This is a genomic window from Pseudomonas sp. MF6767 (genome assembly GCF_016405475.1).
GTDB classification, from domain to species: Bacteria; Pseudomonadota; Gammaproteobacteria; order Pseudomonadales; family Pseudomonadaceae; genus Aquipseudomonas; species Aquipseudomonas paracarnis.
The window spans coordinates 189,565-203,281 of sequence record NZ_JAEKCY010000010.1 but is presented as its reverse complement, the minus strand read 5'-3'; the positions used below and the strand labels follow the sequence as shown (position 1 = coordinate 203,281).

Sequence of the window (13,717 nt, the reverse complement as noted above, 5' to 3'; positions counted from 1 at the left end):
GCTGTTCCTCGCCGCGCAGGCGGCTTCGTCAAACGTTTATACCTACCGCTTTCCAGCCTTCCTTGACTGCCTTGTGCTCAGCTTTGTTCACACCATAAAGCTGACCGGCAATATCGTGGGTAATGCGCGCAAAACGCAAAAACCCGGAATTGGGCCGCAGCCGCGAATCGCGCAGTGCGTCATACCAGATACGCCCGGCACGCTCCCAGGCGAACCCGCCAATCCGGGTGGCCACCTGATAGAACGCGTGGTTGGGAATGCCGGAATTGATATGCACCCCGCCATTGTCCTCGTAAGTTTGCACAAAATCATCCATGTGCCCAGGCTGTGGGTCTTTGCCCAGCAGCTTGTCATCAAACGCAGTGCCTGGCGCCTTCATCGAGCGCAGCGCCGTGCCCTTGATCTTTTTGGTAAACAGCCCCTTGCCGATCAACCAGTCGGCGTCCTCGGCCGTTTGCTTCAGCGCGTACTGCTTGATCAACGAGCCAAACACATCCGACAACGACTCGTTCAGCGCACCGGATTGATTGAAATACATCAGCTTGGCTTCATCCTCGGTCACGCCATGGGCCAACTCATGGCCAATGACGTCGAGTGCCACGGTAAAGCGGTTGAACAACTGCTGGTCGCCATCGCCGAACACCATCTGGGTTGAGTTCCAGAAGGCATTGTTGTAGTCCTGGCCGAAGTGCACCGTGGCGTCCAGCGCCATGCCCGCATCGTCGATGGAATTGCGATCGAATACCTGGTCAAAAAAATCGAAGGTTGCGCCCAGGCCGTCATAGGCTTCGTCTACTGCGGCATCGCCACTGGCGGGCTGCCCTTCACCGCGAATCAGCTTGCCGGGCAGGCTGTCGGTGTTTTCGGCGCTGTAGATCGAGCGTTGCTTCTCGGCGCCCACGGCCAGTGCCATGCGGGCCGGGCCCTTGGCGGGTACCGCGACCATGCGCAACGAGCGGAACGTGCTGTCCTTGGCACGCGTGCGTAATGCGACTTCCCGTTGGGCTTTGTCGCCGTGGCGGGCGATCTGGTCGAGCATGTACGGCGGGATCAGGCAAAAAATCGGGTTGCGCGGTTGGCGAACACACATGAGCTGGCTCCTTTTTGGCGTGTGATGAACGTCCGGGTAACGGTTTTCAGGATAGTCCTGAGTTAGCCACCTGGGCCAAATTGTCATGGTTTTGTGTTTCAGTGGTGTTTATCCCAGGCCCATAAGGAACATGCCCATGCCCGCCCGCGCAGCCAACATCGACCTTTCCCACCGCCCAAGGCTTGCCGACCTGCGCCCATTGGTCGCGGCCAGCCCCACCCTGCTGGAAGCCAGAGCCGCGACGCCGCGCGTCACCGCGGCCAAGGACCTCAAAAACCGCGCTGGCTATGCCGACGACTTCCTCAGCGACTTCGTGGTGCCATGGCCCACGGTTGACCAGCCACTGGCGGGCGATGTGCAACCCAAGCGCCTGGACTACACGCATTTCTCCATCACCATGTCGCACGCTCGACGACTGGCGCTGTACGTGGGGGTGAATATCGATGGCGCCAAGCATGTGGACATCACGCGCAGCAACGACACCTGGGCCTACGATGGTCGCCTGCCCCTGGAGGCGCAGGTAGGTGAAGACCTTTATGCCGGCAATGGCCTGGACCGTGGCCACCTGGTGCGGCGCCAGGACCCCAACTGGGGCGATGAGGCCAACACCGCCAACTTCGACACCTTTCACTTCACCAACTGCTCGCCACAGATGAGCGGCTTCAACCAGAAGACCTGGCTGGAGCTCGAAGACTACATTCTCGACAACACCCAGCGCTGGAAAGCTCGCGCCACGGTATTTACCGGACCAGTGTTCGCCGATGACGACCGACTGTACCGTGGCGTAAAAATCCCCAAGGCGTTCTGGAAAGTAGTGGCCTACCTCAGCGACGAGGGCAAGCCGTCCGCCAGCGCCTACATGATTGACCAGAGCCGCGAGCTGGGCCAACTCGACCTGGTATTCGGCCCGCTTCGAACCTACCAGCGCAGTGTGATTGCGATCGAACAACTGACCGGCATCCGCTTCGCCAACCTGGCCGACTACGACGGCTTCAGCAACGAAGAGCGCGCCACAGGCACCCGGATCGAAGCGCTGATCCGCGGCCCCCAGGATATTCGGCTCTGACGCTTCTTTTGTAGGAGCGAGCTTGCTCGCGAAGCACCTGAGAACGCCGCGGCGCATCAGGCTCCCCGCGTTATCGTTAGCGACCTTCGCGAGCAAGCTCGCTCCTACAGGGGGTGATCGCTTACCATACCGCCGCCGGTTCCCGTATGGGACTAACAGGGAATTCGAAACGCCGCACGCGACGTGAACCGAAACTGCCCCCGCAACTGTAGATGCCGAGCCTGCCCTTGAATGCCACTGGACCACGTCCGGGAAGGCGGGGCATGGCGACGACGCATCAGTCAGGAGACCTGCCGGCCCAGCTAACTCACTAACCGGCGGGGTGTCCGGGAAGGACATCCTGGCCCTGCGCATCAGCAGCCTCCATGGGCGTATTTCCGAGCCGTACCTCCCCTGCTGCACCTACGGTTCACAAGGAGATCGCCTCATGCTGCCACGCGTTACCGCCCTGATCGCAGGCTTGGGTATGTGTGCCCTGGCGCAAGCCGCGCCCACTCAGTACCCGCTGACCCTGCAAAACTGCGGCAGCACCCTGACCTTCCAGCACGCCCCCGCCCGCAGCGTTACCATCGGCCAGGCCGCCACCGAGATGCTGTATGCCCTGGGCGTGGGCGACAAGGTGGTCGGCACTTCGCTGTGGTTCAACAACGTGGCAGCGCAGTACAAGGCCCAGGACGACCGCATCGAGCGCCTGGCCAACAACGAGCCCAGCTTCGAAGCCGTACTCGCCAAGCGCCCGCAACTGGTGGCCGCCGAGCTGGAATGGGTGGTGGGCCCCCAAGGCGTGGTCGGTACCCGTGAGCAGTTTCATGAACTGAAGATCCCCACCTACCTGTTGCCGTCCGATTGCGAAGGCAAGGACAACCTGGTCGGCGCCGACGGCACGCGATTGGAGCCCTTTCGCATCGAGACGATCTACCAGAGCCTCCAGCAACTGGCGCAGATTTTCGACGTGCAGGATCGCGGCCAACAACTGACCGACGAACTCAAGGCGCGCCTGGCCAAGTCCGTCGCCACGGCCCAGGGCAAGGGCTTGCAGCAAGCCAGCGCACTGGTGTGGTTTTCCAGCGCCGAAATGGCCAGCGACCCTTACGTAGCCGGCCACAAAGGCGTGCCGCAATTCATGCTGCAAACCCTTGGCTTGCGTAACGTGGTGCAGTCCGATGAGGAGTGGCCTGCCGTCGGCTGGGAAACCATCGCCAAGGCCAATCCCACCTTCCTGGTGATCGCACGCATGGATCGCCGTCGCTACCCGGCCGACGACCATGAAAAGAAACTCGCCTTCCTGCGCAGCGACCCCGTGACCCGCAACATGGACGCGGTGAAGAACAACCGCATCATCATCCTCGACGCTCTGGCCTTGCAGGCGAGCCTGCGCACCTTCGAGGGCCTTGAACAACTGGCGGCCGCCATTGACGGCTACCACCTGGGCCAATGATGCGCACCCTACTCGCCCTGGCGTTGCTGCTGCTCGCCCTGCTCGCTGGCGTCGCCATCGGTGAAACCGCCATAGAACCGCAGGTGGTGCTGCAGGTGCTCGCCAATAAACTCTGGGGCGCCAGCTATGCACTGGACCCCATCGACGAAGGCGTGGTGTGGAACTACCGCCTCACCCGTGCCTTGGTGGCCGCAGCTTGCGGCGCAGGGTTGGCAACGTGCGGGGTGATCCTGCAATCGCTGCTGCGTAACCCGCTGGCCGACCCGTACCTGCTGGGCATCAGCGCCGGCGCGTCAACCGGCGCGGTGCTCGTGGCCTTGATTGGCGTGGGCGGTGGCCTGGTGTCGTTGTCGGCGGGCGCGTTTGTGGGGGCGATGGCGGCCTTTGCGCTGGTGACGCTGCTGGCGCGGGCCAGCGGATCGTCCAGCGGTACCGGGCAGATCATCCTCGCAGGTATCGCCGGCTCGCAGTTGTTCAATGCCCTGACCGCGTTCCTGATCACCAAGTCGGCCAGCTCCGAACAAGCCCGCGGCATTATGTTCTGGCTGCTGGGCAACCTCAGCGGCGTGCGCTGGCCTTCGGTGTGGTTGGCGGTGCCGGTGGCGGTCGTGGGGCTCGCGGTGTGCCTGTGGCACCGGCGTGCACTGGATGCGTTCACCTTCGGCAGCGACTCGGCAGCCTCCCTCGGCATCCCGGTGCACCGCGTGCAATTTGTGCTGGTGGCCTGCGCCGCGCTGGTGACGGCGGTGATGGTGTCTATCGTCGGCTCCATCGGATTTGTCGGGTTGGTGATTCCCCATGCGGTGCGCCTGTTGCTTGGCACCGGGCATTCGCGTTTGCTGCCGGCCAGCGCCTTGGGGGGCGCGCTGTTTTTGATCGCTGCGGACGTGCTGTCGCGCACCTTGATCAAGGGCCAGGTGATTCCGGTGGGTGTGGTCACGGCATTGGTGGGCGCGCCAGTGTTTGCGCTGATCCTGATTGGGCGGAGGAATGCCCGATGAGCGTACTCAGTTGCCGCGGCCTGGGCTTCAAAGTGCGTGACGCGCAGTTGCTGCGTGACATTGACCTGGACGTGCAGTTGGGTGAAACCCTTGGCATCGTCGGGCCCAATGGTTCAGGCAAATCCACCCTGCTCAAATTGCTGGCCGGCTTGCGTGTGCCGGCCAGCGGCGAAGTTCGCCTGGGTGGCAAGCGGCTCGGTGAGTTGTCGCGCCGCACCATCGCGCAGCAATTGGCAGTTGTGGAGCAACAGGCCGACACCGACGACGCCATCCGCGTGTTCGACGCCGTGGCCCTGGGTCGCACGCCGTGGCTGTCTGCATTGAGCCCGTGGTCACGCGAGGACGACGCCATCGTGCACCAGGCCCTACATGACGTAGACGCCACCCACCTGAGCCAACGCGCCTGGCGCAGCCTCTCGGGTGGCGAACGCCAGCGCGTGCACATCGCCCGCGCCCTGGCGCAACGCCCACAGATTTTGTTGCTGGATGAGCCGACCAATCACCTGGATATCCAGCATCAACTGGCGATCCTCAAAGGCGTGCAAGGCTTGCCCGTGACCACCTTGATTGCGCTGCATGATCTGAATCAGGCGTTGACCTGTGATCGCCTGGCCGTGCTGGATCGCGGGCAACTGGTGGCGCTGGGCGCGCCGCTGGAGGTGCTGACGCCACAGCGCTTGCAGGAGACCTTCGGGGTGCAGGGGCATTACCTGACGGACCCGTTCGACGGCGCGCAAATCCTGCGCCTGCGCTCCAACTGAACCTGTAGGAGCGAGCTTGCTCGCGAAAAACTTCCAGGCGCCGCGTTCATCCAGAAAACACGCGTTATCGTTGACGTTTTTCGCGAGCAAGCTCGCTCCTACAGAAGTTGGTGCATATGGGTGGTTTGCCAGATCGGGTCGGCCTCGACATCCACCACCTCGAACCCCTGCCGCTGCCAGAAATCAATCGCACCGGGCAGAAACGGATGGGTGTGCAGGTACATCACCTCTACGCCATCGGCCCGCGCCAGCGCTTGCAGCGAGCGGTATAACCGGCCCGCCAGGCCCAAGCGTCGCACAGCCGGGAGCACATACAGGCGCACCACTTCCACCGTCTTTCGCCCGTGGTAGTTCAACTGCGGGAAGCGGCCGTCGTAGGGCCGATAAGCCACCGAGGCAACGATCCGGCCTTCGGCACGAGCAATCAAAAACCGCCCGCCGCCCTCAAGGTAGATGGCTTCAAACTGCGCCAGATCGTGGGGGACACCGGTGGCACTGAGCGTGGGAAACAGTTCATCACGCGCCTGCAAAGCAAAGCTCAGCACCTCGGGAATGTCAGCGGCCTGCACCGCCTCGATACTAACGCTCATCGCCAAGGATCCGGCCCGTTATCCACTGGCGAGCGTAAGCCAACACGCGATCGGCCATCGCCACCGGAAAGTGAATAAACCCATGGGCCGCTTCCGGCAGCAAATGAGCATCCGCCGTTGGCCATCGCTCGGCAATCAGCAGGGTGTCATCCTTGAGCGGGTCCAGTTCGCCCACGAACATCAACGCTGGCGGCAGCCCCTCAAAGTCCCCATACAAGGGCGACAACGGTGGCTGTCGGCGCGTCTCGTCGCTGATCCCCGGCGTCAGCAGGCGCAGCGCCTGAACCATGCCCGGCCCGTCCAGCAACAAGGTGTCCGGCCCGGCCGTGCGCACGCTGGGGGTGCCGGTCAAATCGTAGACGCCGTAATACAACACCGCGCCGCTTACCCGCTGGAGCAACTCGGGCCATTGCCTGAGCGCCAACAAAGTGGCCGCCGCCAGGTGCCCGCCGGCCGACTCACCGACAAAAAACACCGGCAGGCCGGCAAACTCCGGGCAGTCCGCCAAAAGCCAGCGCGCAGCCGTCAGGCAGTCATCCAGCAGCCCTTCGATCGGCGTATCCACCGCCAGCCGATAATCCACCGACACCACCGCCACATCGCACGCGTTGACCATGCCAAGGTTAAGGTCGTCATCCATTTGCGCATTACCGATCACCCAGCCACCGCCATGGATATCCAGCACCACGCCTCTGGGCGGGCCAGCGGGCCGCAGGATGCGCAAGGGGATCGCCCCGAGCATTTTGCGTTCCGCCAGGGGCGCCTTCTTGAAGGTCTGGCTGGCACGCAGCAGCGCCTGGATCAGGCGCGGCATCACGCGGTTGCGGACCTTGAAGCGCGGCATCCACGCCAGTTTGCGATTGAAGCGGCGCATCTGGGCCAGTTCGGGCTCGCTGGCGGGCCAATGCTGGTAGGCCATCAGCGATTATTACGCAGGATCGAGAAGTTCAACGCCGCGGCCACGCACAGCCACGCCAGGTACGGGAACAGGATCAGGCCGGTGATCAAATCCAGGCGAACGGCCAGCACCACCATCGCTGCCACGGTGAGCCACAAGAGCACGATAATCACCATCCCGGCGAACAAACGATGGGCACCAAAGAACACCGGCGTCCACAGGGTATTCAACGCAATCTGCGCCGCCCACAGGGCCAACACCATTTCGCTGCCGGGGATCAGGGTCAAGCGATAACCGGCCCAGGCCAACAGCAGGTAGATGATCGTCCATGCCACCGGGAACAGCCAATTAGGCGGGGTGAAGCTGGGCTTGACCAGGGATTCGTACCAGGCGCCGGGTTTGAAGATCACGCCAGTGCTGGCGGCGGCGCCGCAGGCGAGCAGGAAGATGAAAAAGATCATGGTCGGTCCTTGAGGTCCAGTGGATGGAAAACAGTACACTGCTTTTAAGTGACTCGAACAACCGCGGATAAATTCAATGGGGGCGGCAAAATACCCGCGCTTCTACGCGTCATGAAAATTGGTTATGGTCGGCAACATCCAGCACCGTTGCCCGAGACATCCCCTTGCCCCAGCTTGCCGATCACCGCAGCCGCCCCTGGTCAGTGTTCCTGATCTTCCTGCGCCTGGGCCTTACCTCCTTCGGCGGGCCGATTGCGCACCTGGGTTATTTTCGCCAAGAGTTCGTCACCCGCCGCCGCTGGCTCAGCGAGCGCAGCTATGCCGAACTGGTCGCGCTGTGCCAGTTCCTCCCAGGCCCGGCCAGCAGCCAGGTCGGTATCGCGTTGGGCCTGTCCCGCGCAGGTTACCGGGGCGCGGCGGCAGCCTGGGCCGGGTTCACCTTGCCGTCGGCCATCGCCCTGATCCTGTTTGCCCTGGGGCTGGCCCACTACGGCAGCGCCCTGCCCCCTGGCGCGCTGCACGGCCTTAAGGTGGTCGCCGTAGCCGTGGTGGCCCAGGCCGTGTGGGGCATGGCGCGCAACCTGTGCCGAGGCGTTTTACGGGTGGCGTTGATGTTGATCGCCGCCTGCGTGGTGGTGGTGCAACCCTCCGCCTGGGCTCAGGTCGGGGTCATGGTGGTCGCAGGCGTGGCTGGCCTGCTGTTGTTCAAGCCCGAGAGCAGTGCCGAGCCCGACGCCCTGCCCATCGCCATCAGCCGCCGCGCCGGAGCCCTGTGGTTGATGCTGTTTTTGTTGTTGCTGGTGGGTTTGCCACTCCTCGCCACATGGGCGCTCAACCCCACACTGGCGCTGGTGGACGCCTTCTACCGCACCGGTGCGCTGGTATTCGGCGGCGGCCACGTGGTGCTGCCGTTGCTGCAAGCCGAAGTGGTGCCCAGACAATGGGTAAGCAATGACGTCTTCCTCGCCGGTTACGGCGCCACCCAGGCCGTGCCCGGCCCGCTGTTCACCTTCGCCGCCTTCCTCGGCGCCTCCATGACCCACGCCCCGAGCGGTTGGCTTGGCGGAGTGATCGCGCTGCTGGCGATCTTCGCCCCGTCGTTCCTGCTGATCTTCGGCGCCTTGCCCTTCTGGGCCAACCTGCGCAGCAGCCCGCGCACCCAGGCCGCGCTCGTCGGGGTGAACGCGGCGGTGGTTGGCCTGTTGTTGGCGGCGCTGTACCAGCCGGTGTGGACCAGCGCGATTTTCAACGGGTATGACGTGGCGTTGGCGCTACTAGCACTGGTCGCGCTGATGGTGTGGAAACTGCCGCCATGGCTGGTAGTGATAAGTTGCGGCCTACTCGGCACGTTACTGTAGGAGCGAGCTTGCTCGCGAAAAACTCACAGGCGCCGCGTTTAATCTGAAGGCACGCGTTATCGTTAACGATTTTCGCGAGCAAGCTCGCTCCTACAGCATTGGGGCTCAGCCCGGCTCGACTATCTTGAGCCATGGCCAACGCGCCTGATAACTCCGGGCCTTGTGCAAAAACAGCTCCGGCTCCGGATGCAAAGGGTTGATACGCAACACCCCTTGCTCCACATCCTCCAATCCATAAGGCGCATACACCTCACCGCAAGCGATATCCAGCGCAATGCACGTACCCGCCACCAGGTAACGGTCAACCCCCTGCCGAGCCGAATGCAACTGCGGGTAAGGTCGGCCAAACCGCTGACCATACCAAAGGTGCACCCGCGCCTGATTCCTGACCTCCACATTCACCCCCAGGTCTTGGAACAGCCCCTGCGCCGCACGAATTACCGCGTCTTCCGCCTCGTAGGACAGGTCCTCGTCAAAGTAAAAAACGTCGTAATCCTTCACGCCCTGAGCCGCCGGCAGATTCGCCTGATGGTTCCACACCGCCTGGAACAAACAGCCCGCCGTGAGCATGCACTGCTGCACACCCAGATCCGGCAAGCGCGCGGTGAGTTGCGCATTGATAGGGTTGGCCATGGCCAATTCGAGCAGGGTGTCGACCGTCAATGTCATGTTCAGTCCTCCATAATCTGGCGCAACAATACCACCCCAACATGTCACTTCTGTAGGCGCGGGCTTTTAACACCGAAACGAATCAGAAGTTTGACGAAATCACCTCGCGCCCTGCGCACAACTCGGCGCGAAGCCGAACAAATGAAACCAACATGAAGAATGCCCCCACTTGCTTGTAAAGCAACTTTACGCAGCACTACCCTTACACGCCCTACCTCAGCTGCCCCCGCTGAAATTGATCAGGACACCGGCTAAATGGAGTTCGCCCCTTGCACGCTCCCAAAGGTGCGTATCGCAATACCTGCAACGCCTTTTCGCGCCAAAAGTATGAAGGCCGAGAGCGCTGCATAAATGTGTCTAACTTTAACGCCGAGCATCTAAACCCACACCGTTGATGACACCGGCGTAGTGCCGTCATCGTTTTCGGCGCAGATAGAGCGTAAAGGTCAATTCAAGGAGAATGACAGTGAAGTGGATGGATGATGTGCTGGACACGATCGACAATGCCCGAACCGAAGCTGAATTGTTGGCTCGGATCGTCAGCACGGCAAAACACCTGGGGTTCGACTATTGCGCCTATGGAATCCGAATCCCTATCCCCGTCACCCGCCCTAAAATCGTGATGAGCAATAATTTTTTGCCTTCATGGCGACAACGCTACGCCCACTGCAAATACATCGCCGTGGACCCGACGGTACAGCACTGCACAAAATCGACGATACCGATTGTCTGGGACGAGCAAATGACCCGGCAAAACCCGCAGATGTGGGAAGAAGCCCGTGGCGCCGGGCTGGCCCATGGTTGGGCGCAATCCTGCCTGGACGGCCGCGGCAGCGGCGGCATGCTGACACTGGCGCGCTCCAATGACCCTATTACGGCCCAAGAGCTTGCCGCCAATCAAAAATACATGCGGTTTTTGGTGCATGTGGCTCATCAGGGGTTCTTGCGCGTGCTGACGCCGCACTGGCAGTTACCGCAGGAAAAAACCCTGTCGCAGCGTGAATGTGAAGTGCTCAAGTGGGCAGCCGACGGCAAGACCGCCCACGAGATCGGTTTGATCCTCTCGCTATCGCGGGAAACCATCAAATTTCACCTGCGCAATGCAGGCTCGAAACTGGGCGTGCATAACTGCACCGCTACCGTCGTGCGCGCCACTTCACTGGGCTTGCTCGTCTGACACATACCTGATTGGCGCACCCCTGATGCGTTAATGCCGCTCAGTGTGAACAACAACAATAATACGCGCACCCTCACGACACACCTGCCCAAAAGAGCAGTACCTAAGTGTTCGATTATTCTGCCGAATGGCCCCTCGTTTTTTTGCCGAGGGTTCCTCATGTATATAACCACGGGTACGCGCCTGACATTACCGACCGAACTGTGGCAGGCCCTGTTGCTGTATCGCTATCGCGTATTTGTCGAAAAACTTGGGTGGCATCTGGACTGTGCGGTCGGTGAGGAACTGGACCAATTTGACCGCGACGACACGGTGTACGTAATCGCCCGTCAAGGCCCGCACATCGTCGGTGTGGCGCGGCTGCTGCCCACGCACAAGCCCTATCTGCTCAAGGAAGTGTTCCCCCAGGTGCTGGGTGGCCAGGCACTCCCTCATTCTGCGCACATCTGGGAAATTTCCCGGTTTGCCGCCGTCGACCTGCAACAACAGACCTTCACGGGCCACTCCCTGTCATCGCCCAACGCCGTGGCGCTGCTGCATGAAGTGCTCAAGGTCGCCGCTTGCCACAAGGTTCGCCAATTGATCACGGTATCGCCGCCGGGAATTACCCGCTTGTTGCGCAACGCGGGTTTCGACGCTCATTGCGAGGGCAAGCTGACCGTGATCGACGGGCACAAGATCATGGCCAACTGGATCAGTGTGCCGCCCTGCCTGGCTGATCGAGAAGTGGCCTGAAGCAGCGCAAATGGCCTGCCGCTGCGGGCAAGTCGGCCGAGCCGACTCCCCAAAAGGTTAGGTTACAACCTCAGGCGCCTGCTCTTAAATAACGCTGCATCGGCATTCCAACCGACTATAAATGGGACACACGATCTACATGAAAAAAGTCATTGTCATTTCTGGCCATCCTGATCTTTCGGTTTCCCGCGTCAATACCGCGATCATGGGCAAGATCAGCCAGCGTGGCGTCAAGGTCCATAGTCTGGCCAGCGCGGTGACGCCCACCGGGTTCGATATGGGTGCAGAGCAGGCATTGCTCAATGCCCATGACCGCATCGTGTTGCTGTTTCCGTTGTACTGGTATTCCTGCCCGGCAATCATGAAACAGTGGATCGATGAAGTCTTCACCCCCGGCTATGCCTACGCACGCGGCGGCGACAAGCTCAAAGACAAGGAATTCATGATCATCACCACGGTGGGTGCGCCCTCCACCGGCTACCGCGCTGGCGGGTTCAACCGTTACACCCTGGATGAATTGCTCAGGCCGTTGCAGCAGACGGTGGCGTACGTCAAAGGCATCTACCTGCCTGTAGTCGGGATTTACGAATCGGTGTTCATCGATGACGAATCAATCGACGTCACCGCTCGGAATGTCGCCGCACAAGTGATTGAGGACCAGGCCAGCGCCGACCAACTCTACGAGAACATGCTGTTGCAGGCCGAGCAGGCACAAATCGCGCTGCTGCAATAAGGTGCCCTCACGCATGAAGACGTCAAATAACCAGATCCCACCGTGCGCCAGCCTGGTGGCCGCGCGCAACGAGCTGGGTTTTCTGCACTCTGCCAGCGCACTCATCGACACCCAAGCCACGCCACTGGAACTGTACTGCCAGATGACTGCCGCGACGCCCGCCTGGCTCAAAGGCGCGTTCAGGTTGCGCGACAGCATCTCACAGCACTTTCACGTCGAGCGGATCGGCGGGTTCTCGGGTGTCACACCCCAGTGCGCCCCGGTGGTCGGCGAAAAGCTCGACTTCTTCACCATCGAAGCCATCAGCGCACAGAAGCTGGTACTGACCTCACGCGATACCCACCTGGCGGTCATGGTCTCGATCGATACACCTCTCACGCAACCGCGCTGCCTGCATATCACCACCTCCGTCAAGACCTACAACACGTTCGGCCGCCTGTACATGCTGCCGGTGGCGCCGGTACATGGGCTCATCATCAAGCGTTTGCTGTCCCGTCTCCCCCTACATTCCCCAACTCGCTCACTTGGAGATCGCAACTCATGAACAGCGCAGACTCAATTGACCCTCATCTGTTGCACAAAGACACACCCAGGGATGTATTGATCGGTCGACCCAGGCTGATTCTGCCCAGCTTTCTCAGTGCTTCGATCGGTGCCGACATACTGGCTGGCAACCCCCAGGATCAGGACCTCTTCAAACAGCTGTACCGTGCCCAAGACGGCCGGTATGTGCTGCGCCATCTGCCCCTGACCCTCAGTGCGGAACAGGCCGGCACACTCTCCACCTTCGAGATCCGCCTGGCTGACTTCTATACCGAGTGCGACGACCACTTCATCCTCACGGCTGAATTCATCCCCCACCAGGCCCAACGCTACCTGGCCCAGCATTTTCAAGGCGGTGATGCCCACATACCGCCCGACCAGGTAATGCGCATGATCGAATGCCTTGAGTCGCTCGCGCAGTGGGACAAGGCCAGGCAGGGCTCTTACCTGTTGATCAACGACACCAAGAATTACTACTTCTACAACAAACAGCACGAACATGTACCGGGCCTGATGTTGATCGAAGTGGCCAGGCAAGCCATGTACCACTACGTCTACAACTACTTGGGCCATCAGCGCGGTGCGGTTTCCATTTCCATCGAAGACTTGCGCATTTCCTTCAACGCCTACACCGAATCGGCTTACGAGGTCGAAGTCGTGGTGCAACAGACCCACGGCCTGAAGCGATCGCAACCCAAGTCCATCGACAAGTGCGCAAACTTCTATCAGAACGGCCGGCTGGTATCGCGTCTCTGGCTGCAAGGCGCAGTGATCAAATTACCGCTGTTCAAACGCATGCGTTCGTTGAACTACCCTCAGGATCACTGGTTCACCCCTTCCGATCGCTTGCCCAAGAACATCCTCGTGCATCACGCCGACAGTGCGCTGCAAGCCAGGCTGAGCCTGCTCTCGGTACTGGGCGTGCTGGTGACTCACCAGGCCGAAGGCATCAATTGGAGCACGGTCACGACCGTATCGCTGTATATCGAAGGGGGCGGCTTCCTCAGCCTGCCCGTTGCTTCGACTTGCTCCACCGGCGAACCCGACCAGCGCGTGCTGGTGTTCGACAAGCTGTCCAAGAGCCAGGCCAGCGAACTGCGTGAAACGATCAAGTGCCACTGCTTCTTTGCCGGGCAGATGCAATGGAACGCTGGCTCTTCAACTGACCCTCTGGCCCCCGAGCAAATCGTGGCATGA

The 13,717-nt window shown here is 61.2% G+C and carries 15 protein-coding genes and 1 riboswitch; of the genes, 10 read left to right on the top strand and 5 right to left on the bottom strand.

Going from position 1 to position 13,717, the window contains the following annotated elements; genetic code table 11:
• Positions 1–28: 28 nt before the first annotated feature.
• Positions 29–1,090: a M4 family metallopeptidase gene (locus tag JFT58_RS17700; RefSeq protein ID WP_054898578.1), complete on the bottom strand. Its 1,062-nt coding sequence runs from the start codon at positions 1,088–1,090 to the stop codon at positions 29–31.
• Between the two features lie 136 nt (positions 1,091–1,226).
• Between JFT58_RS17700 and JFT58_RS17695 the strand changes: the two genes are divergently transcribed.
• The 4 genes from JFT58_RS17695 (at position 1,227) to JFT58_RS17680 (ending at position 5,356) form a co-directional block, all read left to right on the top strand.
• Positions 1,227–2,156 carry a DNA/RNA non-specific endonuclease gene (locus JFT58_RS17695; RefSeq protein WP_054898579.1) on the top strand — a complete coding sequence of 310 codons (930 nt, stop codon included), beginning with the start codon at positions 1,227–1,229 and terminating at the stop codon, positions 2,154–2,156.
• A gap of 119 nt (positions 2,157–2,275) precedes the next feature.
• Positions 2,276–2,468: riboswitch (cobalamin riboswitch) on the top strand.
• 115 nt (positions 2,469–2,583) lie between these two features.
• Positions 2,584–3,594 carry an ABC transporter substrate-binding protein gene (locus JFT58_RS17690; protein ID WP_054898580.1) on the top strand — a complete coding sequence of 337 codons (1,011 nt, stop codon included), beginning with the start codon at positions 2,584–2,586 and terminating at the stop codon, positions 3,592–3,594.
• Positions 3,591–4,595 (top strand): FecCD family ABC transporter permease, encoded by a 1,005-nt coding sequence (locus tag JFT58_RS17685; RefSeq protein WP_198834422.1) that lies wholly within the window; start codon positions 3,591–3,593, stop codon positions 4,593–4,595. Before JFT58_RS17690 ends, JFT58_RS17685 begins: the two co-directional genes overlap by 4 nt.
• Positions 4,592–5,356 carry an ABC transporter ATP-binding protein gene (locus JFT58_RS17680; protein WP_054898581.1) on the top strand — a complete coding sequence of 255 codons (765 nt, stop codon included), beginning with the start codon at positions 4,592–4,594 and terminating at the stop codon, positions 5,354–5,356. Before JFT58_RS17685 ends, JFT58_RS17680 begins: the two co-directional genes overlap by 4 nt.
• Before the next feature lie 98 nt (positions 5,357–5,454).
• On the opposite strand, the gene JFT58_RS17675 is transcribed toward JFT58_RS17680, so the two are convergent.
• Genes JFT58_RS17675 through tspO form a run of 3 tightly spaced genes read right to left on the bottom strand, consistent with a single transcriptional unit; the run spans position 5,455 to position 7,305 of the window.
• Complete coding sequence (locus tag JFT58_RS17675; RefSeq protein ID WP_054898582.1) at positions 5,455–5,946, bottom strand: GNAT family N-acetyltransferase; 492 nt, start codon at positions 5,944–5,946, stop codon at positions 5,455–5,457.
• Positions 5,936–6,865 carry an alpha/beta hydrolase fold domain-containing protein gene (locus tag JFT58_RS17670; RefSeq protein ID WP_054898583.1) on the bottom strand — a complete coding sequence of 310 codons (930 nt, stop codon included), beginning with the start codon at positions 6,863–6,865 and terminating at the stop codon, positions 5,936–5,938. Before JFT58_RS17670 ends, JFT58_RS17675 begins: the two co-directional genes overlap by 11 nt.
• On the bottom strand, positions 6,865–7,305 hold the full coding sequence (gene tspO, locus JFT58_RS17665; RefSeq protein WP_054898584.1) for a tryptophan-rich sensory protein TspO: 441 nt from the start codon (positions 7,303–7,305) through the stop codon (positions 6,865–6,867). Before tspO ends, JFT58_RS17670 begins: the two co-directional genes overlap by 1 nt.
• A gap of 164 nt (positions 7,306–7,469) precedes the next feature.
• Here tspO and chrA point away from each other — a divergent pair, with 164 nt between their 5' ends.
• Positions 7,470–8,663 (top strand): chromate efflux transporter, encoded by a 1,194-nt coding sequence (gene chrA / locus JFT58_RS17660; protein WP_054898585.1) that lies wholly within the window; start codon positions 7,470–7,472, stop codon positions 8,661–8,663.
• 105 nt (positions 8,664–8,768) lie between these two features.
• Here chrA and JFT58_RS17655 read toward each other — a convergent pair whose 3' ends face one another.
• Complete coding sequence (locus tag JFT58_RS17655) at positions 8,769–9,332, bottom strand: nucleotidyltransferase family protein (protein WP_034126216.1); 564 nt, start codon at positions 9,330–9,332, stop codon at positions 8,769–8,771.
• Between the two features lie 460 nt (positions 9,333–9,792).
• On the opposite strand from JFT58_RS17655, the gene JFT58_RS17650 reads away from it, so the two are divergent.
• The 5 genes from JFT58_RS17650 (at position 9,793) to JFT58_RS17630 (ending at position 13,717) form a co-directional block, all read left to right on the top strand.
• Entirely contained in the window at positions 9,793–10,509 is a 717-nt protein-coding gene (locus JFT58_RS17650) for a helix-turn-helix transcriptional regulator (RefSeq protein ID WP_054898586.1), read from the top strand.
• Positions 10,510–10,668: 159 nt separating this feature from the next.
• The gene (locus tag JFT58_RS17645; RefSeq protein ID WP_034126215.1) at positions 10,669–11,244 is read left to right on the top strand and encodes an acyl-homoserine-lactone synthase; all 576 of its coding nucleotides are present in this window, start codon (positions 10,669–10,671) and stop codon (positions 11,242–11,244) included.
• Positions 11,245–11,383: 139 nt separating this feature from the next.
• The gene (locus JFT58_RS17640; RefSeq protein WP_052199940.1) at positions 11,384–11,977 is read left to right on the top strand and encodes an NAD(P)H-dependent oxidoreductase; all 594 of its coding nucleotides are present in this window, start codon (positions 11,384–11,386) and stop codon (positions 11,975–11,977) included.
• Between the two features lie 13 nt (positions 11,978–11,990).
• Positions 11,991–12,521: a DUF2867 domain-containing protein gene (locus JFT58_RS17635; protein ID WP_054898587.1), complete on the top strand. Its 531-nt coding sequence runs from the start codon at positions 11,991–11,993 to the stop codon at positions 12,519–12,521.
• Positions 12,518–13,717 carry an AfsA-related hotdog domain-containing protein gene (locus JFT58_RS17630; RefSeq protein WP_054898588.1) on the top strand — a complete coding sequence of 400 codons (1,200 nt, stop codon included), beginning with the start codon at positions 12,518–12,520 and terminating at the stop codon, positions 13,715–13,717. Before JFT58_RS17635 ends, JFT58_RS17630 begins: the two co-directional genes overlap by 4 nt.

Coding starts and splice junctions, on each gene's coding strand:
- JFT58_RS17675 (WP_054898582.1), bottom strand. CDS start 5,946: ATGAGCGTTAGTATCGAGGCGGTGCAGGCCGCTGACATTCCCGAGGTG.
- JFT58_RS17635 (WP_054898587.1), top strand. CDS start 11,991: ATGAAGACGTCAAATAACCAGATCCCACCGTGCGCCAGCCTGGTGGCC.
- JFT58_RS17655 (WP_034126216.1), bottom strand. CDS start 9,332: ATGACATTGACGGTCGACACCCTGCTCGAATTGGCCATGGCCAACCCT.
- JFT58_RS17695 (WP_054898579.1), top strand. CDS start 1,227: ATGCCCGCCCGCGCAGCCAACATCGACCTTTCCCACCGCCCAAGGCTT.
- JFT58_RS17640 (WP_052199940.1), top strand. CDS start 11,384: ATGAAAAAAGTCATTGTCATTTCTGGCCATCCTGATCTTTCGGTTTCC.
- JFT58_RS17680 (WP_054898581.1), top strand. CDS start 4,592: ATGAGCGTACTCAGTTGCCGCGGCCTGGGCTTCAAAGTGCGTGACGCG.
- JFT58_RS17650 (WP_054898586.1), top strand. CDS start 9,793: ATGACAGTGAAGTGGATGGATGATGTGCTGGACACGATCGACAATGCC.
- JFT58_RS17645 (WP_034126215.1), top strand. CDS start 10,669: ATGTATATAACCACGGGTACGCGCCTGACATTACCGACCGAACTGTGG.
- tspO (WP_054898584.1), bottom strand. CDS start 7,305: ATGATCTTTTTCATCTTCCTGCTCGCCTGCGGCGCCGCCGCCAGCACT.
- JFT58_RS17670 (WP_054898583.1), bottom strand. CDS start 6,865: ATGGCCTACCAGCATTGGCCCGCCAGCGAGCCCGAACTGGCCCAGATG.
- JFT58_RS17690 (WP_054898580.1), top strand. CDS start 2,584: ATGCTGCCACGCGTTACCGCCCTGATCGCAGGCTTGGGTATGTGTGCC.
- JFT58_RS17700 (WP_054898578.1), bottom strand. CDS start 1,090: ATGTGTGTTCGCCAACCGCGCAACCCGATTTTTTGCCTGATCCCGCCG.
- JFT58_RS17685 (WP_198834422.1), top strand. CDS start 3,591: ATGATGCGCACCCTACTCGCCCTGGCGTTGCTGCTGCTCGCCCTGCTC.
- JFT58_RS17630 (WP_054898588.1), top strand. CDS start 12,518: ATGAACAGCGCAGACTCAATTGACCCTCATCTGTTGCACAAAGACACA.